The sequence below is a fragment of the Halomonas sp. AOP43-A1-21 genome (assembly GCF_052376775.1).
Classification (GTDB): Bacteria; Pseudomonadota; Gammaproteobacteria; order Pseudomonadales; family Halomonadaceae; genus Vreelandella; species Vreelandella colorata.
In genome coordinates, this window is record NZ_JBQSWC010000002.1 from 137683 (window position 1) to 156986 (window position 19304).

Below are 19304 nucleotides of genomic sequence, written 5' to 3' on the forward strand. Positions count from 1 at the left end.
GCCGACTCCTTCAGTGAGATAGCGCTGTTTTATGTCCTGCTTGTAAAGTGTCCGCCTGTTCAAGTGCCTGCTGGTAAAGCTTGCTGTAGGGCACGATGGATTGCTTCCAATGGTAGCGTCCCGTCATGGCGGCGCCGCGCATGGCGTTGAACAGGTCAGTCGACTTATGGACTGCAAAAGCGCGTTGAATCGCTCGCATGTAGCTGCCGAACTGCATGTCGTCGAAAAGAAAACCGGTTACACCATCCTCAATCGTATCGGCAAGCCCGCCGGTGCGGTGGGCGATGGGAAGCGAGCCAAAGCGCTGAGCATACATCTGGCTTAATCCGCAGGGCTCAAAGCGCGACGGCATCAGCAGGAAGTCGCTTCCAGCAAACAGGCAGCGCGCCTGGTATTCGTCAAAACCAATGTAAGCAGCGATAGCGCCTTGAAAACGCATGGCCAGCTCACGCAATGCTTCCTCAACATCCCACTCGCCGCTGCCCATAAACACGATCTGACCACCAGCATCGACAATCGCCTTGGCGGCCTTGATGGTCAGGTCGAGCCCTTTCTGATGAACAAGCCGTGATATCACCACGAACAGTGGGCCTTGGCTCGGCAACAGGCCGAAATGACGGCGGACATGATCGGCATTGGCGCGTTTACCACGCCAGTCGTTGGAGGAGAAGGCCTGAATCAGGTGGCTATCCGTACGCGGGTCCCAAGAGTCATCGATACCGTTGGGGATACCGCTCAGAAGTCCCTGGTCGGCTTTGCAGCGCAGCAGGCCATCAAGACCACAGCCGAATTTAGGCGTAGTGATCTCTTGGGCGTAGGTAGCACTGACCGTCGTGACATGCGAGGCATAGACGATACCTGCCTTCATAAACGAAAGGTCGCCGTAGTACTCGACACCTTCGATATGAAACGCCTCATCGGGGATGCCGAGCGCTTTCAAGCGCGAGGCATTGAAGATGCCTTGATATGCCAGGTTGTGAATCGTGAATACGCTTGGAATGGACTGCCCTTGCCAGTGCATATAGGCCGGCGCCAAACCGCACGCCCAATCATTGAGGTGCAATAGCTGGGGCTGCCAATCGAGATTTGCCTCGCCAAGGGCGATATCGGCCGCTGCCCGGGAGAGTCTGGCAAAGCGGATATCGTTATCCTGCCAGCCTTTATCCTGACCATCGCCATAGCCGCTGGAGCCCATTCCGTAGGGCGTGCCTTCGCGGTCATAAAGCTCGGGGCAGAGCAATACATACAGAATCAGCCCATCCTGGCAGGTGATCTTGCCTATATCACACGCAGGCAAATCGGCGAAGGCGGGCAGGTGGCCTACAGGAATAATGTCATACTCGGATTCAAGTATCTCCCGATAGGCAGGAATCAGCACACGCACATCGTGATGCACCGATAGCGCCCTGGGTAAAGCCGATGAAACATCACCCAATCCACCGACTTTAACGAAATCGGTAATCTCGGTGGTTACAAACAAAATGCGTTGTGGAGAGTCTGGTTTAACTTTATCGTTTTTAGCGATTTTAGTATTATTAAGATCCTTAGTAATACTGTGATCAGGACAATAGTCAGAAATTACTTGATGAGAGATATAAGAAGTTTTGACGGCGGTTAACTTCAAGTGCCTATCAACTTCTTTTTGACTCTCGTCCGGTTCGCTTGTATCGGTAGTAACCTCGCCCAAAGCCACTCCGCCCATGTTCAACCTCCCTGGATTATCATGGTTAATAACGCTTAACTAGATCACTCAGCTTTTCGATGACTTCCCTGTCTATCCTTCGAAACCCCTGACAACAGGCCTCGCAGTGGAAATCTTTATCAAACTACTTTAGTCGAAAAAGCATACGTTGGAGGCATGGCGCTCAACCATAACCTATATCAACTGATGTTTTAGATAATGGTTAAATGGCCTGGATAACGTTTTTAAACGGCCGATTGAATCTAATAAGCTATTATAATGTATGGCGTTTAATATCGATGTTAATGATAGTTAAAATTTTTGATCGGAGTCTGGGTTATCTATTTCTATATTTGTTAAGGAGTTTTAGGGCTTTGTTTTTAATTTATCTTAAAAAGTTTGTTAATTGTTAAGTTTGATCGATAAAGCGTTATATCGTTAAAAACCGAAAGAAGAACAACCCGCTCTGAGGGATTAACAAACCAGAGAGAGAGCTTGCATCACCGTCTTTTGTTAGGCGTTGAGCGCAGTCTTTCATTTTGGCCAATGGAGCCTGTGGCCTTATGCCGACAGGGAGAGAAAGAACAGAATCAGTGGAGGCGAGAGCAGCGAAAGAATAAACCCGCTAACTACCGCAATGGGCACGCAGGCGACGCCGCCGTGCTGTTGAATCACAGGCAGCGTAAAGTCCATTGACGTCGCGCCGCCATAGCCGATGGCAAGGGCGGTGTGTCGATGAATCACCAGCGGAATCAAAATAAACGCCAAGAGCTCACGAGTAAGGTCGTTAAAAAACGCCACGCCGCCCGTTAGCGGCCCTAGCTGGTCACCAATTAAAATGGCCGACAGCGAATACCAGCCAAAGCCCGAGGCCATGGCGAGTCCTTCGTTCCAGCTAAGCGAGAGCAAAGGCGCTGCAGCCAACCCCGCCAAAAGAGAGCTAACGGCCAGTGTGACCGCGATAGCAAGCCCTAGCCGATTGAGCAGAATTTGCTTCAGCGGCATGCCGGAATTACGTAGCTGACAGCCAATTAGCACCAATAACGCATACAACACCCACTCGGCCATAAGGTCAGCGGTGGTAAACAGCGCTTCACCTAGAAAGGGGCCCAGCAGAAGGCCTGTTATAACGCCGCCCGCTACTACGGCTAGCAAAAGTAGCGAACCCTGCATGGCGGCAAGCTTGCTAGTTGGAGCATTTTTAACCACCGGTGAATTGCCCGCTTTTAATGCGACCCGACGAGACAGCCACCACAGAGCTCCCAGGTTAAACACCGTAGTAATGCTAAACAGCAGTAATGCATTGCCTCCTAAGCGTGAAAGCTGGCTTGCCAGATTCTCAAGCCCGGCCAGGCTAATCCCCATAAAGAGCAAAATGAGATAAACCGAGCCGCTAACGGCCCGGTTGATAAGTTGCTGCAAATGGTGAGAGCGAACGCGTATTAAATAACCCACTACGAGGGGGAGCAGAACAATCAGTAATCCGGACAGCATCTAGGGTGTGGTGCCCCCTTCGGGAGTAAAGCGGGTAAGCCTAATACGAGTTTGGCGACGTCCTTCTTTTTGATACTCCGCGGAGAGAATCAAACCAGGCCAGTCTGGGTGAAAGTTAATCTCCAAGTGGCGATCAGGCTTCTCTTTATCTATTAAAACCACCTGCTGGGCATCGAATTCACCAGCCGGTACGCTTAACGTGTGGGTTTGGGGGGCGGCATAGTACTGAAAATTCTCATCACGGCCACGGTGGTCCACAAAGTCGAGATCGCAAGGCGCGCTTTGCGTGCAATTCTCATGGCCGGCGCGACGCGATAGATCTACCAGCGCGGCTTGACGGTCTATGGAGAGAATATCCCCTTCATTCAATTGATAGCTATCGCCGACGCCTAGTAGTGAATAACTGCTGCTGTACAGCAGCGAGCGTATTGAGTCATTACTTTCCGAAAAGCGGCTGTACTCCTGTCCGCGCGCAATAGTCACCGAAAAGCTCATGTCGCTTAACCAATGCAGGCCTTCCTGGCTTAGTTTATGGTTAATGGTGGCTCCCGGCCAGCCACGCGTTTCCAGCCGGTATTGGGCTTCGAAAGGCATGAGTTCAGTCAACTCATCGGTTGCTTCTTCGCCCGCGTTTACCTGCAGCGAAAATAGCGACAGGCAGGCGGTGCCTAACAGCGTACTGGCCGATAAAGGAACCATTGAGCCCAAAAAGTGCTTTGAACGGGCTGGTCGCATAGTGACTCTCCTTGTTAGCAAGCGATTGCCCAATAAACCGGGCAGTAGGGTGGTGCGAAAGAGTATTTAATCAATGACCAAGCGGCAGGTTCAGCGCCAGCGCTTAGTCGCTTTGCTCTTTTTCCATGTCTCAATATGTTGGCAAATACGTCTGTCTCGCTTTTCCATAGCCTGACATAACCATATCCGAACGCTATACGCGTCTATCTTAACATCGGTTACGTACTGATTCCTGGCGACAGCCTATTATCTGCCTAAGAAAACGCCGTGCGCCCTCACCAGACGCGTTCGCTACCCAAGGTTTTAAGCGTTTTAGTAGCCTTGGCTGGAGTTAACGATCGTCAGCGTTTCACCTGCCTCAAAGGCGTGCAGATAGGAAATAACCTGGTCAATGGCGTCATTCAGAGGGGTTGGGGCCGCCATATGAGGTGTAACTATCACCCGTGGATGCTGCCAAAGAGGATTTCCAGCAGGCAGCGGCTCTTCGCAAAACACATCTAACAATGCGCCGCGCAGGTGGCCGGGTTGATCGTTATCGCCCAGCGCCTCAAGAAGCGCCTGTTCATCAATCAGGCTACCCCGCCCGGGGTTTATCACGCTGGCGCCCTGGGGCAGTTTGGCCAGCCGTTCAGCGTTAAGAATGCCTTGGGTTGCGGGGGTATCAGGCAAAATAGCGACTACGCTCTGCACCTGGCTAAGCAGCTCATCCAGCCCTTCATCGCCATGCAAACACTGTACGCCTTTAATTGTCTTGGGCGAGCGGCTCCAGCCCAGCACCGGAAAGCCTGCCTGCTGCAGGGCGCTTGCCACATACGCGCCGATAGCACCTAGACCGAGTACACCCACCGGCCAATCGGCTTTATCTACCACGCGTTGTGGCTGCCATTCGGCGCTGGTTTGCTGATCGGCGTAGCAGTCCATGCTGCGGTAAAAGTGCAAAACGCCGTAGAGGACATAGTCGGCCATAAGCTCGCCCATACCCGCATCGCGCAGTTTTACGATGGGAACATCGACGGGCAGCCCTGGTGTGCTGAGCAAATAATCCACCCCGGCGCCCAGGTTGATGATGCCTTTAAGCTGTGTCTGCTCTTTCAAGAGATGCGCAGGTGCCTTCCACACGGCGAGGTAATCAGCATTTTGTCGTGCTTCTTCAGGCGCATCGCTGGTGACGACCGTTGCGTTAGGTAGCGCTTTAGAAAGGGCAGCGCGCCATTGTTCGGCGTCATCGGTATGCACAACAATTTTCATCTTGCCTCCTGGCGTGGTGGGTTTATCTGTTAACTATCATGGGTGAGGTCGACTATAGGCTGCAAGTCGTAACACCACGATAAACCAGTGCGTTTGGCCTACGCTTAAACGAACATCACGGTAAAGGGAAATTACCATGTCCGAGGCTTCGCTTCGTAAGGTGACTCGCCACCGCAGTGGCAAAGGATTTACCTATAGAACAGCGACAGGAAAAACATTACGCGATACGCGCTGGCGCGAGTGGATCGATTCCTTGGCGATCCCGCCCGCCTGGCAGAACGTCGAGATTACTCTCAATCGCCGCCACCATATTTATGCGGTAGGGCGTGATGACGCTGGGCGCAAACAGTACATCTATAACCCCAAATGGCGTGAAGCCCGCGAGGCAAAAAAGTTTGATCGCATCGTCGACTTCGCCCAGCGGCTGACCACTATGCGACGTATAACGGGGCAGCATTTAACGCTTGAAGGCCTGCCCCGGGAAAAGGTATTGGCCTGCATGGTGCGTTTGATCGACAGCGCCTACTTTCGGCCCGGCAGTGAGCGCTATCGACGGGAAAACGAATCCTACGGGTTAACCACCATGCGCTCCAAGCACCTCACCATTGAGGGCGATGAGCTGATTTTTGATTACCAGGGTAAAAGTGGCCAGCATCAGCACCGGGTCGTCGAGGATGCGAAACTCGCCCAGGTGGTCGCCGAGCTTGACGATATTCCGGGTTACGAAATCTTTAAGTACTTTGACGAAGATGGCAGCAAGGTACGCGTTGATAGTGCCGATCTGAACGACTATATCCACGAAGTGATGGGCGAAACTTTCAGCGCAAAAGATTTCCGCACCTGGGCGGGTACGTCACTTGCCGCGCTGGCGCTTGAGGAGCTGGGTATTGGCGAAGATGATAAGGCCAGCCAGAAAAATGTCCGTCAGGCGGTGGAGCATGTGGCGCAATCGCTAGGCAATACGCCAAGTATCGCTAAAGCCAGCTACATTGACCCGCGAGTGGTCGAGAGTTACCTGGATGGCCGCACTCTAGAGCACTTTCGCCAGCTGGTGAAGAACGAACTTGAAAACGAGCGGCTCATTGGCCCGGATGAGCGTGCTGTACTGGAGCTTTTACGCAGCCGTTTAAAGGAACAATTAAGTTGATGGGCATAAAGGCTTTGACCCGTAACCAAGGGGTGGTGCTAGTATCGGGCTAAGACGACATTGGCAAGCCCATGAGCGGCGGGGCCAGGTCGACCCTCTGGCCCGTTGCTTGGCGTGAAACAAACGCGCACCGGTTCTTGATGATCTTTGATGGTGAGTTGCCCGATGACTCAGGTTTCCCTGCCTTTTACGCGTGAAGAGTATGCTCAGCGCCTATGGAAGGTGCGTGCTGAAATGGCCAGCCGCGGTATTGATGTATTGATCGTCAGTGACCCATCTAACATGGCATGGCTGACCGGCTATGACGGCTGGTCGTTTTATGTGCACCAGTGCGTACTGGTGAGCCTTGAGGGCGAGCCGGTATGGTTTGGTCGGCGTATGGATGCCAACGGCGCGCTGCGAACCTGCTGGATCGACCCTGCCAATATTACCTATTACCCGGATTACTATGTTCAGAATCCGGAGATGCACCCGATGGATTATCTGGCCCAGTCGATCATGCCAGATCGCGGTTGGCACACCGGCGTGGTGGGCATGGAGATGGATAATTACTATTTCTCCGCCAAGGCCTACCAGAGCCTGCTGCGTGAGCTGCCCCACGCGCGCTTTATTGATGCCAATGCGCTGGTGAACTGGTGCCGGGCGATCAAGTCGCCCCAGGAAATCGCGTATATGCGCATTGCCGGCAAAATTGTTGAAGGCATGCACTCGCGCATTCTGGAAGTGATCGAACCGGGGCTGCCCAAGAGCAAGCTGGTATCGGAAATCTATCGGGTCGGCATTGAAGGCTTTGTAGACGAAAACGGCAAAGTGTATGGCGGTGACTACCCTGCGATTGTACCGATGCTGCCGACGGGTAAAGATGCCGCTGCACCGCATTTGACCTGGGACGATACGCCGTTTCGTGAAGGCGAGGGCACGTTCTTCGAAATTGCCGGGGTGTTCAAGCGCTATCATGCGCCCATGTCGCGTACCGTGTTTCTGGGCCGGCCACCGACCGACTTTATTCGCGCTGAATCGGCCCTGCTGGAAGGGATCGAAAACGGCTTGGCGGTTGCCAAGCCCGGCAATCGCACCGCCGATATCGCGATGGCCTTGGGCGCTGCCATGGATAAATACGGCTTTGACCGGGGTGGCGCGCGCTGTGGCTATCCCATCGGTATCTCCTACCCACCGGATTGGGGCGAGCGCACCATGAGCTTGCGCCCCTCTGATGAGTCCATCCTGAAGCCCGGCATGACCTTTCACTTCATGCCTGGATTATGGGTGGAAGACTGGGGGCTGGAAATTACCGAAAGCATCTTGATTACTGAAACAGGCTGCGAAACGCTGGCCAATTTTCCACGGCAGCTATTCGTTAAATGATGATAAGTCGTTAAATGACGATAAGCCGTTGAGTAACTGATTAAGGATTCGTTATGACCCTGCGACCGAGCCCGATTTCCGCGACTGTCGACTTTGATGCTGACGGCGTGCAGCACGGTTTTTTAAAGCTGCCTATCTCCACCGATATTTCGGCCTGGGGGGCGGTAATGATCCCGATCACGGTGGTCAAGAATGGCGAAGGCCCGACGGCGCTATTAACCGGCGGTAACCACGGGGATGAGTATGAAGGTATTACTTCACTGCTTAAGCTTGCCAATGCGCTTACCGCAGAGGACGTCAGCGGGCGGGTGATCATCGTGCCGTGCATGAATACGCCGGCGGTGATGGCAGGCGCGCGCACCTCACCCATGGACAAAGGCAACCTTAACCGCAGCTTTCCGGGCGACCCAAACGGCAGCGTGACGTTTCAGATAGCTGATTACTTCACCCGCGTGCTGGTGACCATGAGTGACGTGGTGCTGGATCTGCACTCCGGTGGCCGCACGCTGGATATTCTACCGTTCGGCGCTTCTCATGTGCTGGATGACAAGGCCCAGCAGCAGGCCGCTCTGGAGGGTGCCAAGGCCTTCGGCGCGCCCTACGCCATGGTGATGTTCGAACTCGACGCCGAAAAGCTCTTCGACACCGCCTGTGAACGACAGGGCAAGGTATTTGTAGCCACCGAACTGGGTGGCGGCGGGACTTCGACGCCGCAAAGTATGGCGATTACCGAGCGCGGCGTACGCAACTTCCTGATCCATTACGGCTTAGTAGAGGGCGAGGTGGAAATGCCGGAAGGTGGGCAGGTCTATCTGGATATGCCGGATGCCAGCTGCTACGTGCAGAGCCAGCACACCGGCGTACTTGAGCTTTGCGTGGCGCTGGGCGATGCCGTGACGAAAGGGCAGGTGTTGGCCTACGTGTACGATATGACCCGCACCGGCAGCGAGCCGGTTGCCTACCGCGCTGAACGCGATGGTATTCTGATGGCGCGCCGCGCCCCGGCGCTGGTCAATATGGGGGATACCATTGCGGTGATTGCCGATGTTGTCGAACGCCTGGAGGCATAGCCCAAGGCATGATGAAACTCGACCGATATGATCTGAAAATTCTCGATATCCTTTCCCGCGATGGGCGAATCACCAAGTCCAAGCTGGCCGAGGCGATTAACCTCTCGGTCAGCCCCTGCTGGGAGCGGGTCAAACGCCTGGAAAAAGCCGGGGTTATCGAGGGCTACACCGCGCGTATCAATGCCGATGTACTGGTGCCGCGTAATCCGGTGTGGGTGCAGATTGAGCTTAAAGCCCACAACGCCGAAAGCTTTGCCCGTTTTGAAGCCTTAGTGATGGAAACCCCGGATGTTACTGAATGTGTTGCTGTAGGTGGTGGCGTCGATTACCTGGTGAAGTTTGAAGCGCGCACAATTGATAGCTATCAGCGATTGATGGACAAGTGGCTGGTATCCGAGGCGGGCATCGAGCGTTATTTCACCTATATCGTGACCAAAACCGTTAAGCGTCAGCCGCTACCTGTCGATGTTGATGCATTTCTATGATCTTAAATATCACCGGGGGGCTTAAACATCATGTAGGGAAGGGCGTTTAACGGGCGGGATACGCTTAAATGAGCGCAAGCAGGCTTATAATGGGTTCATGGTCTCGCCAGGTGCTAATGGGGGACATGTAGCGCTATGAATATTGTGGCATACCCGGTTACGGCCCTCGCGCTTCGCTTGATAAAGCGCTTCATCGGCCGATTTGATCAAGGTTTGAAGGCTGGTACTGCCGTCTAGTGAGCCGCAACACACACCGACACTGACGCTTACTATTCCATTAGTGGGCTGATGAGGTATGGCAAGATCAATAACGTGCTGGCGGATGCTCTCTGCTAAGAGAAGCGAGCTTTTAAATGATGATGTCTCATTAGGATGTAACACCAGAAATTCTTCCCCGCCATATCGGCACACAACGTCGTTAGTATCACAGGCGCTGCGTAGCGCGTTTGCTACTGCACATAGACAGCTATCACCTTCGTTGTGACCATAGTAATCGTTATAAGCTTTGAAATTATCCACATCGATAAGGATGATGGCCACTCGCCTGGAGGCGCTGACGTTTCGCTTAAGCGCTTTGGCGCGAAGAGCCAGAGCTCGGCGATTGGCAAGATCGGTAAGAGGGTCAATACAAGAAATTCGCTCTAACTCTGCGTTACGGGCAGCCAGCTCTTCGCGTAGCTGCTCTACGCTCACTTTTTCCAGATAAAGCCTTAAAGATTCGGCTGAGAAACGATAATTAGCCATTAACGAAAGCACCAGTACGGGCATCCCTACAGATAAGTGATGGAGAACGTACCTGGCGTTGGCGCCTTCCAAAAACCAGATAGTGGTATAAAGGCAAGCAAATACAAATAGAGAACCATAAAGACTGTACTCAAACGGGGGGGTGATAACGATGGTGAGCACTAAAAAAAAGACTAGCCCCGCGTAAAAGTAATTTAATACGTTTGGATCATTGGAGCCGAGAAGAACGGCGCACCATACGAGGGTACCCAGACAAGCTTGGCAAACGCCGGCTAACTCCTTACGCCGAATAGAAACCGACCGCTGATAGTAAGCAAATAGCATAATGGTCGGTGGCCCAACGATTAATCCACGCAGCAACACTGAGCGTAAAGTAATATCAGGCAGCAAATTGATATCGACAAGCGTATAAGAGAAATAGAACGTGGCCAGCCAGACGGTAATACGTTTGAGCGAGCGCAGACGCTCGTCATGCCGGTCACTATCATATAGATCACGCACCGTCACGTTACCGAGACGCTGTGAAAGTTGCTGATAATAGACAGAAAATCGGTACACGGTAACGGTCTCTCAGCTTGCTAAGCCTTAACGTGACTATATTTGCGGAGCAGGTTTGCTCACAATCGTAAGAACTAGGGTCATCTTAGCCGAGTATTATGGTAAAAAACGTTTAAATTTAAAGTATCGCGGCTATTTACACTCTTTATAATTTTAGTTTGATACTGCGTAACAATACGCTTGCGCCAACCAAAAAAAACCACTCCCAAACGCCCGTTGACAAAAAAAGCCGCATAATAAGTGGCAGTTTTCAAAAACACTTCGTGCGCTATCTCCCTTACGCTAGGCACATCGAAAAACTAGGCCAAAAGCTAATTTTTCAATCGTCAACGTGCAACGGTTTGTCGCCTGTCAATGGCTTCAACCAGGGGAGGTTTCCATGACCACACTATCGACCACGCTGGTTAAACGCTTGGAAGACCCACGCCTGTTCCGCCAGTATGCCTATGTGAATGGCAAATGGACGCATGGGGAAGGTGGCCGTGAAGAAGCGGTGTATGATCCGGCAACCAACGAAGCTATTGGTCATATCCCGCTGCTTGAAGCCAAACAGATTACCGCAGCTGTTGATGCGGCAGAGGCCGCCTTTGTCCGCTGGCGTGCCCTGCGTGCCGATGAGCGCTGCGAACGTCTGCTCGCCTGGTACGATTTGATTCAGGCCAATCGTGAAGATCTGGCGACCATCATGACGCTGGAGCAGGGCAAACCGCTGCCTGATGCGCGTGGTGAAGTAGAGTACGGGGCAAGCTTTGTGCGCTGGTTCGCCGAAGAAGGTAAGCGCACTTACGGGGAAACTATCCCCAGCCATATTCCCAACGCCTCGTTGGGGACTATCAAAGAGCCTGTCGGGATCGCCGCGATGATTACGCCGTGGAATTTTCCACTGGCAATGATTACCCGTAAAGCGGCGGCCGCGCTGGCTGCTGGTTGCCCGGTGATTGTGAAACCTGCCAATGAGACGCCCTTTTCAGCGCTGGCGCTGGCAGAATTGGCCGAGCGGGCAGGCATACCGGACGGTATCTTTAACGTTGTGCTGGGTGAGCCTGCCGAGGTTTCTAAAATACTGTGCAGCGAGCCGCGCATTCGAGCGCTGTCATTTACCGGCTCCACCCGCGTTGGCCGCCTGTTAATGGAACAAAGCGCCGGTACCGTGAAACGTCTTTCCCTGGAATTGGGTGGCAATGCGCCGTTTATCGTTGGGCCGGATATGGATCCTAAGGAAGCGGCCTATGCGGCGGTTGCGGCCAAGTTCCAAACGGCCGGGCAGGACTGTCTGGCAGCCAATCGTATTCTGGTGCACGAATCCATTCACGATGAGTTTGTTAAGCAATTTACCGAGCGCATGGCGGCGTTAACCGTAGGTAACGGATTGCAGGGTGAAGTAGACCTTGGCCCGTTGATTCATCGCCAAGCCGTAGAGAAGGCCGCTGCAATTGTCGACGATGCGATTTCCCAGGGTGCAACGCTAGTGATGGGTGACCAGAGCCAAGCCCCGGGCGATAACTTCTTTATGCCGGTGCTATTAACGGACGTAACGCCACAAATGAAAGTCTGGCGGGAAGAGAACTTCGCCCCTGTGGCCGGGATTACTGCTTATTCGAGCGATGAAGAAGTCATCGAGCTTGCCAATGATACCGAGTATGGCCTGGCGGCCTATGTCTATACCCATGATATCCGCCGGATCTGGAAACTGATGCGTGCGCTGGAGTACGGCATGGTCAGCGTCAATTCGGTGAAGATGACCGGCCCGCCGGTGCCGTTCGGCGGCGTGAAACAGTCTGGTCTTGGCCGGGAGGGCGGCGCCACCGGTATCGACGAGTATCTCGAAACCAAGTATTACTGTTTGGGCGCGCTTGGGTCGGTCTCGGGAAGCTAGCGGCGCAGATTGCATAAAAACTTACGTTGTTACTAATTTTAAAAACTTTCCTAACAGTAGGAAGGTTGATCGTACAGAGAGAACGCTATGAGCTTGCATCAGGATCTGATCGAACGCGACCGCAAAGTCACTTTTCACGCCTCTACTCACCTGCGTGATTTTGCCCATGGCGATGCGCCGGGCCGTGTAATTACCGGCGGTAAGGGCATCAATATCGTGGATAAGGACGGCCGCGAATTTATCGACGGCTTTGCCGGGCTTTACTGCGTGAATATCGGCTATGGCCGCACGGAAATTGCCGAGGCGATTTATAAGCAGGCAATGGAAATCTCCTACTACCACACTTACGTGGGCCACTCGAACGAGCCGCAGATTGCGCTTTCCGAGCGTATTCTGAAAATCGCCAGCATGAACATGTCCAAAGTCTACTACGGCATGTCAGGCTCAGACGCTAACGAAACCCAGCTGAAAATCGTGCGTTACTACAACAACGTGCTGGGCCGTCCGCAGAAGAAAAAGGTGATCTCGCGGATGCGCGGCTACCACGGCTCGGGCATTGCTTCCGGCTCACTGACCGGCCTCAAGGCGTTCCATGATCATTTCGATCTGCCTATCGATACCATCCGCCATACCGAAGCGCCGCACTACTACCTGCGCGCAGCCGAACAGCACGGCATGACTGAGCTCGAGTTCTCGTCTTACTGCGCCGACAAGCTGGAAGAGATGATTCTTGAAGAAGGCCCGGATACCGTGGCGGCGTTTATCGGCGAGCCGGTATTGGGTACGGGCGGTATCGTACCGCCGCCGGAAGGCTACTGGGATGCGATTCAAGCCGTGCTTGCCAAGTACGATGTGCTGCTGATCGCTGATGAAGTGGTGTGTGGCTTCGGGCGTACCGGCTCTGACTTCGGTAGCCACCACTACAACATGAAGCCTGATCTGGTCACGATTGCTAAAGGCCTGACCAGTGCTTACCAGCCGCTTTCCGGCGTGATTGTGGGTGAAAAAGTATGGCAAGTGCTTGAGCAGGGCACCGGCGAGTTTGGTCCCATCGGTCACGGTTGGACCTACTCTGGTCATGCGCTGGGCTGTGCGGCGGGCATTGCCAACCTGGATATCATTGAGCGTGAAAACCTGGTGGGCAACGCCGCGGAAACGGGTGCCTACTTCCAGGCGCAGCTTAAGGCTACCTTTGAAGGCCATCCGCTGTTAGGAGATGTGCGCGGCGTTGGCCTGATGGCCGCGCTTGAGTTTTCGCCCGAGGCGAAACAGCGCCTGCACTTTGACCCGGCATTAAAAGTTGGCCCACGCGTGGCGGCAGCGGCAATGGAAGAGAACTTGATTGCTCGCGCCATGCCCCAAGGGGATATCCTGGGCTTTGCGCCTCCGCTTACTATCAATCGCTCAGAAGTTGATGACATGATTGGTCGCGCCAAACGCGCTATCGACCGTGTAGCGGATGAGCTTACGCGCTCAGGCGATCTGAAAAAAGGCCATCAGGAAGCTGCCTTTACGGTTTAATGGATAGGCGCTGACCTTATAAACGCCGCTGCTTATGCAGCGGCGTTTTTGTTTTTGAACAAGGCGGCTATGCTGAACAGAGTGCATGATCGACTGAGAGGCAGGAGTGACTATGCAACCGGTATTGGCTTTTGATGTTTACGGCACGCTGATTGATACACAAGGGGTTACCACCGAGCTTGAACGGCGCCTGACGGATGCCTCCAAGGCGGGTGAGTTTGCCAAGCGATGGCGGGAGAAGCAGCTGGAGTACAGCTTTCGGCACGCATTGATGGGGGCTTACGTGCCTTTTTCAGAATGCACACGAGAAGCCCTGGTGTTCACCAACCGTGCGCTACAGGCGGGCCTTTCGGATAACGACCACGATCACCTGATGGCTATATATGCAGAGCTTCCTGCCTTCCCTGACGTGGTGCCTGCTATTGATCAGCTACGTGACGCGGGTATCCGTTGCGTGGCGTTTTCCAACGGCACGGCTGAAGCGGTTACACAGTTGCTGGCACGTGCGGGGGTAGAAAGCCATATGGACGCGGTGGTGAGCGTGGATGATATCAAGCGCTTTAAACCAGACCCGGCAGTCTATGCGTATCTTCGCGCGCAGCTGGAGACGCGCCCTGAGCATACCTGGTTAATTTCCAGCAATCCCTTTGACGTGATTGGTGCAACCCATGCAGGGCTACGCAGTGCCTGGGTGCGGCGTCATTCCGATGCGCCATTTGATCCGTGGGGGATCGAGCCGGATATGACGGTGCCTGATTTGGAAACGCTGGCGGGGCGACTGATCGGTTAGGTTGGTATCCCGTCCCTGAAGCCGCATAATAGGCTACACGTAACGACTTAGGACGCGATCATGTCAGAGAAAATTTACTGTGTTGCCAGCTTTAAACCCAAACCGGGCAAAGAAGAGGAGGTGTTCAAGGCGCTTCAGTCGCTTGAACCAAATACTCACCGGGAAGACGCCTGCATTCACTACACGGTGACGCGCCAGATCGATAATCCCTTCGCTCAGGGCACCGGTTACCCGATCGTATTCCATGAAATCTGGGCCAGTCGTGAAGAGTTTGAAGCGCATTGTCAGCGTAAAGAGATTCAGGACTTCTTCGCTGAGCATGTTGAATCACCCGATGGCGATATCGAAGACGCCAATGTGTGCGTGTATACCGATGAACCGTGGAACTTTGACGCCCCCAAGGTATAAACCCCGCGTGTAGAATGGGCTCACGACACCGATAAACACGGAGCAAACATGACCGACAAGAAAATGAACGTTGAAAGCTTTAACCTGGACCATACCAAGGTAAAAGCGCCTTATGTGCGTCTGGCGGATATCAAGCAAGGCCAGAACGGCGACCAGATCCATAAATACGATCTGCGTATCTGCCAGCCCAATAAAGAACACATGGAGATGCCTGCGCTGCATTCTCTTGAGCACTTAATGGCCGAGCTATCGCGCAATCATACCGATAAAGTCGTCGATATCAGCCCCATGGGCTGCCAAACCGGCTTCTATATCGCGATGATTAACCACGATAACTACGACGACGTGCTAACCATCATCGAGCAAACGCTGAACGATGTACTAATCGCCACCGAAGTACCTGCCTGCAACGAAATGCAGTGTGGATGGGCCGCCAGCCACAGCCTGGAAGGTGCTCAGGAACTCGCTCGTAACCTGCTCGCCAAACGCGGTGAGTGGACGGAAGTATTTGCTTGATTACGTAGTGATTTAGTAAACCTAAAACGCCTCTGTATAGAGGCGTTCTGCTGATAAGCTTGGTTATTTTTGCATTTGTTTTGCTATATAACACAGCTTATTTATGGCGTTGAAAAATTCTCAGCGGCCGCTTCTAATACAGCTAAAGCGGATTCGGCATCTTCAAACCCAAGTCCTTCCATACCGCCATCGGGCCCTTTGTAGTTTGCAAACCAAATATCGATGATTTGGCTAACACCAGGGAATTCACTATCGAGCTGCGTCATGCTTTCAACATGGGCAAATGGTGAACCTTGAGTCAGCACCGCTATGAGTTTGTCGTCTTGCTCACCGCCATCCAGCATTTTCAGAACCCCAATAACGCGGACATCAACGATTTCGCCGCGTGGAATTGCCTGACCTAGCACAATCACGTCGAGCGGGTCGCCATCACCGCCCATTTCTTTAGGTAGGTCTGTGCCAGGAATCGCACCGTAATTTCCGGGGTAACCCAGATAATTTACAACGCGGGGCGCATCATTTTTATATTCCCAGTAAACCGCGTTAGTATCTTCTTTACTAACTTCCCATTTAGCTGATGTGCCTGTTGGGATTTCAATAATGGCGCTGACAACGCCATTAGAATTTATAGCATCCATCGCCATTAAATCTTGATCACCAACAATGGTGAAATCGTCCTTCATGTTCATGCTTGAGCTGTGAGGCGTTGTCTCAGAAAATGCTAAGCCACCCAGCGGCTCCGCATGAACGGTAGTCGTTAGCATTGAGGCGTACATCAAACTCGCAAGCAATATTTTGTTACGCATAACAATTCCCACACCTGATTAGATTTTACAAAAACGTTTACAAAAACTTATCAGGTGGGGATGACGCATTAATGACAGTTTCAACATGTCAGGCAGGATCAATTGTAAGTAGCAGTCGCTTTTGGCCTTCATTAAGTGAGGGGCTGCGGTGCGCTAGTGCGCTATGCTCGCATCCTTCCCAACCACTGCCTTTAATAAGCGCGATATCGCCTGCTTTGAGCGTTTGGACGGCATTAGGTTTAAGTACTATTTCAGGCCTGTCAGGAGTCGGGGCTCCCAATCCATCGCGGTTAACGGCTTCTTCGGGCAGCCATTCACTGCCGGGGCCTAGGTAGGTTGTCACTAAGCGCACAGGAAGATTGTCGCAATGAAAACGCGGGCACATCGCCTCGGTCAATATTCTAAGCCGTATACCTACGGTCTGTGACTCAAACAGATAAGCAACCGCCTGGGCAAGGGACACAATATCGTCAATCAGAGCATTTGCCGCCTCCGGCTGCGGCGCGCGGCGCCTAAGTTCTTCTATGAGGTTGTCATCGGGGGTACCTAACCATGAAAACTGCCAGGGGCGCTCTGTTTGGCATTGCGCCGTAGCACTTAATGCAACGTCGGCAGGTAAGCGGCGTTGCATCACGGCAATATTAATGGAATCTTCAAATATACGCGGCAGCACGCTGATATCTTTACCCATCGCGGCATGAATGGGAGACAGTGTGGTCGAGGAGGCGGTGGCGGTCATAAGTTAACCTCGTCAAAGAAGAACGTAGTTAGTTATCAAAATCATAATTGATATGTTATAACATTAAATGCAGTTTGAGGTAACCTAACATTATTTTTCGGCATGCCGTTATCGCTTAATACCTTTCCATCCAAGCGCTTAGACATTCTGCGGGCGGCCACCATTGCCCATGTCAGAAAAGGCCTGCAGAGGTCTATTGACAGGCGTCCATAGTTGCTCCTATAAACACGCTATAACCCCTCACCTCAGGCGCTCATGTTCCTGCTCATCACGATTGCCACGCTTTCTATCGCACTGTCTTTCTTATGTTCCATCCTTGAAGCGGCCTTGCTCTCCCTTACGCCAAGCTATATCGCCAGGCTGAAAGAAGACAAACCCAAGCTGCATGCCTCGCTTAGCCAGCTTAAAACCAGCATTGACCGGCCACTGGCGGCGATACTGACGCTTAATACAATTGCGCATACCGTTGGTGCAACAGCGGTGGGGGCACAAGCGGCAGTGGTATTCGGAGAAGCCTCAATTGCCATTGTATCTGCCGTCATGACGATGCTGATTCTGATACTTTCTGAAATTATTCCCAAGACGATTGGCGCCACCTACTGGCGCGGTCTGGCACCGCTTTTGCCGCGTTTATTAAAGCCGATGATAGTGGGGTTACTGCCCTTTATCTGGATGTCGGAGCAGATTACGCGTCGGCTGGGCACGTCAGAGCACGACGTTGATCTACGCGACGAAATCAAGGTGTTGGCACGTGTTGGGCTTGAGGAGAAGGTGCTGGATGCTGATGAGTCGCGCACCATCATCAATATGCTTAACCTGCATGAAATTGCTGTAAGCCAAGCCATGACGCCAAGAACGGTGTGCGTGACAGTGCCACCGAACATGGACGTCAAGACATTTGATCAGCAGTACAGTAAGACGCCGTTTACGCGTTTTCCAGTGATGGATAACGGTGAAATGGCCTTTGGCTATGTGCATAAAGCCGATATGTATCATGCCGATGATGCTAAAACCATGCGTGAGCTTATGCATCCCATTGCGAGTGTCGATATCGCGCATAATGTAGAGCATGTGTTTGCTTCAATGCTCAAGGACCATCTGCATATGCGCGTTGTATATGATGAGCATGGCACCTTTGTGGGCCTTATTACGCTTGAAGATATTATTGAAGCTATCCTGGGCCAGGACATTATTGATGAAACCGATAGCGTGGCCAATTTAAGGCATCACGCCAAGCAGCGCTGGCTGACCCGTATAAAGCATAAAGATTCCAGTTCCACTATTTAGATAGCAGGGCGTCTGGTTGGCTCATAAGATTCAGGCGCACGGTCCTGAAAAGAAAAACACGTGAACGTTGGGATAACATTCGTAGTCTTAGCACTAAATGTTCTATGGTGAATTATCTATAGGTGGTTTAAGGTATTAAAAAAACATTAATCACCCGCGAAGGAGGCACTATGTCATTACGTATCAATGCGGTCGTTCCCGATTTTGAAGCCCAAACTAGCCAGGGGCCTATTCAATTTCATGAGTGGATCGGCGACAGCTGGGCTATTTTGTTTTCACACCCCAAAGATTTTACGCCGGTCTGTACCACTGAGTTTGGTGCGGTAGCCACACTAAGTGCCGAGTGGAAAAAACGCAGCACTAAAGTGATTGGCGTGTCGGTAGATGGTGTTGAAGATCACAAGCGCTGGGCGGGCGATATTACCCAGTACAGCGGCAGCGATGTTGACTTTCCGATCATTGCTGACGAAGGCCTCAAGGTTTCAAAGCTTTTTGATATGCTGCCTGAAGATGCTTACCTGCCGGATGGCCGCACGCCTGCCGATAGCGCCACGGTACGCTCGGTGTTTATTATCGGCCCGGATAAGCAGCTCAAGCTTTCCATGACCTATCCCATGACGGTAGGGCGTAATTTTGCAGAAATCCTGCGCGCCCTCGACGCCCTCCAGGCAACCGTTAAACACGGTGTTGCGACGCCTGCTGATTGGACCGTTGGCCAGGATGTGATTATTCCGCCCAGCGTCTCAGATGCTGACGCCAAGCAGAAATTTGGTGAGTTTGAAGCCGTGCTGCCTTACTTACGTAAAACGTCACTTAAGTAAGCGCTAAGTACTG

18 protein-coding genes are annotated in these 19304 nt (G+C 52.7%); 11 read left to right on the forward strand and 7 right to left on the reverse strand.

The window, feature by feature from the left end:
* Positions 1-10: 10 nt before the first annotated feature.
* From glgA to ACT3R7_RS01930, 4 genes are all read right to left on the reverse strand, one after another.
* Positions 11-1702, reverse strand: coding sequence for a glycogen synthase GlgA (glgA, locus tag ACT3R7_RS01915; protein ID WP_192537758.1), 1692 nt, complete (start codon positions 1700-1702; stop codon positions 11-13).
* A gap of 540 nt (positions 1703-2242) precedes the next feature.
* On the reverse strand, positions 2243-3175 hold the full coding sequence (locus ACT3R7_RS01920) for a lysine exporter LysO family protein (protein ID WP_496198734.1): 933 nt from the start codon (positions 3173-3175) through the stop codon (positions 2243-2245).
* The gene (locus ACT3R7_RS01925; protein WP_193092302.1) at positions 3176-3910 is read right to left on the reverse strand and encodes a hypothetical protein; all 735 of its coding nucleotides are present in this window, start codon (positions 3908-3910) and stop codon (positions 3176-3178) included. It lies immediately after the preceding gene.
* A gap of 312 nt (positions 3911-4222) precedes the next feature.
* Positions 4223-5158 (reverse strand): 2-hydroxyacid dehydrogenase, encoded by a 936-nt coding sequence (locus ACT3R7_RS01930; protein WP_192536931.1) that lies wholly within the window; start codon positions 5156-5158, stop codon positions 4223-4225.
* A 136-nt stretch (positions 5159-5294) separates the two neighbouring features.
* On the opposite strand from ACT3R7_RS01930, the gene ACT3R7_RS01935 reads away from it, so the two are divergent.
* The 4 genes from ACT3R7_RS01935 (at position 5295) to ACT3R7_RS01950 (ending at position 9225) form a co-directional block, all read left to right on the forward strand.
* Positions 5295-6305 carry a DNA topoisomerase IB gene (locus ACT3R7_RS01935; protein ID WP_192536932.1) on the forward strand — a complete coding sequence of 337 codons (1011 nt, stop codon included), beginning with the start codon at positions 5295-5297 and terminating at the stop codon, positions 6303-6305.
* A 165-nt stretch (positions 6306-6470) separates the two neighbouring features.
* Positions 6471-7670 carry an ectoine hydrolase DoeA gene (gene doeA, locus ACT3R7_RS01940; RefSeq protein ID WP_192536933.1) on the forward strand — a complete coding sequence of 400 codons (1200 nt, stop codon included), beginning with the start codon at positions 6471-6473 and terminating at the stop codon, positions 7668-7670.
* A 53-nt stretch (positions 7671-7723) separates the two neighbouring features.
* The gene (doeB, locus tag ACT3R7_RS01945; protein ID WP_192536934.1) at positions 7724-8740 is read left to right on the forward strand and encodes a N(2)-acetyl-L-2,4-diaminobutanoate deacetylase DoeB; all 1017 of its coding nucleotides are present in this window, start codon (positions 7724-7726) and stop codon (positions 8738-8740) included.
* Positions 8741-8748: 8 nt separating this feature from the next.
* A complete protein-coding gene (locus tag ACT3R7_RS01950) occupies positions 8749-9225 on the forward strand; it encodes an Lrp/AsnC family transcriptional regulator (RefSeq protein ID WP_192536935.1) in 477 nt (158 codons plus the stop codon).
* Between the two features lie 84 nt (positions 9226-9309).
* Here ACT3R7_RS01950 and ACT3R7_RS01955 read toward each other — a convergent pair whose 3' ends face one another.
* On the reverse strand, positions 9310-10527 hold the full coding sequence (locus ACT3R7_RS01955) for a GGDEF domain-containing protein (protein ID WP_193092303.1): 1218 nt from the start codon (positions 10525-10527) through the stop codon (positions 9310-9312).
* Positions 10528-10906: 379 nt separating this feature from the next.
* Here ACT3R7_RS01955 and ACT3R7_RS01960 point away from each other — a divergent pair, with 379 nt between their 5' ends.
* From ACT3R7_RS01960 to ACT3R7_RS01980, 5 genes are all read left to right on the forward strand, one after another.
* Entirely contained in the window at positions 10907-12403 is a 1497-nt protein-coding gene (locus tag ACT3R7_RS01960; protein WP_193092304.1) for an NAD-dependent succinate-semialdehyde dehydrogenase, read from the forward strand.
* Positions 12404-12490: 87 nt separating this feature from the next.
* Positions 12491-13924, forward strand: a complete 1434-nt coding sequence (locus tag ACT3R7_RS01965) for an aminotransferase (protein WP_496198735.1) — start codon at positions 12491-12493, stop codon at positions 13922-13924.
* A 112-nt stretch (positions 13925-14036) separates the two neighbouring features.
* Complete coding sequence (locus ACT3R7_RS01970) at positions 14037-14714, forward strand: haloacid dehalogenase type II (RefSeq protein WP_193092305.1); 678 nt, start codon at positions 14037-14039, stop codon at positions 14712-14714.
* 60 nt (positions 14715-14774) lie between these two features.
* Positions 14775-15122 carry a putative quinol monooxygenase gene (locus ACT3R7_RS01975; RefSeq protein WP_193092306.1) on the forward strand — a complete coding sequence of 116 codons (348 nt, stop codon included), beginning with the start codon at positions 14775-14777 and terminating at the stop codon, positions 15120-15122.
* Between the two features lie 48 nt (positions 15123-15170).
* Positions 15171-15638, forward strand: coding sequence for an S-ribosylhomocysteine lyase (locus tag ACT3R7_RS01980; protein WP_192536941.1), 468 nt, complete (start codon positions 15171-15173; stop codon positions 15636-15638).
* 101 nt (positions 15639-15739) lie between these two features.
* Here the strand turns inward: ACT3R7_RS01980 and ACT3R7_RS01985 are convergent, their stop codons facing one another.
* The gene (locus tag ACT3R7_RS01985; RefSeq protein ID WP_193092307.1) at positions 15740-16444 is read right to left on the reverse strand and encodes an inorganic diphosphatase; all 705 of its coding nucleotides are present in this window, start codon (positions 16442-16444) and stop codon (positions 15740-15742) included.
* An 88-nt stretch (positions 16445-16532) separates the two neighbouring features.
* A complete protein-coding gene (locus ACT3R7_RS01990) occupies positions 16533-17183 on the reverse strand; it encodes a DUF1826 domain-containing protein (protein WP_193092308.1) in 651 nt (216 codons plus the stop codon).
* A gap of 255 nt (positions 17184-17438) precedes the next feature.
* Here ACT3R7_RS01990 and ACT3R7_RS01995 point away from each other — a divergent pair, with 255 nt between their 5' ends.
* Both ACT3R7_RS01995 and ACT3R7_RS02000 read left to right on the forward strand, forming a co-directional pair.
* Entirely contained in the window at positions 17439-18470 is a 1032-nt protein-coding gene (locus ACT3R7_RS01995) for a CNNM domain-containing protein (protein WP_193092309.1), read from the forward strand.
* A gap of 170 nt (positions 18471-18640) precedes the next feature.
* Positions 18641-19291, forward strand: a complete 651-nt coding sequence (locus ACT3R7_RS02000; RefSeq protein ID WP_192536945.1) for a peroxiredoxin — start codon at positions 18641-18643, stop codon at positions 19289-19291.
* Positions 19292-19304 lie beyond the last annotated feature (13 nt).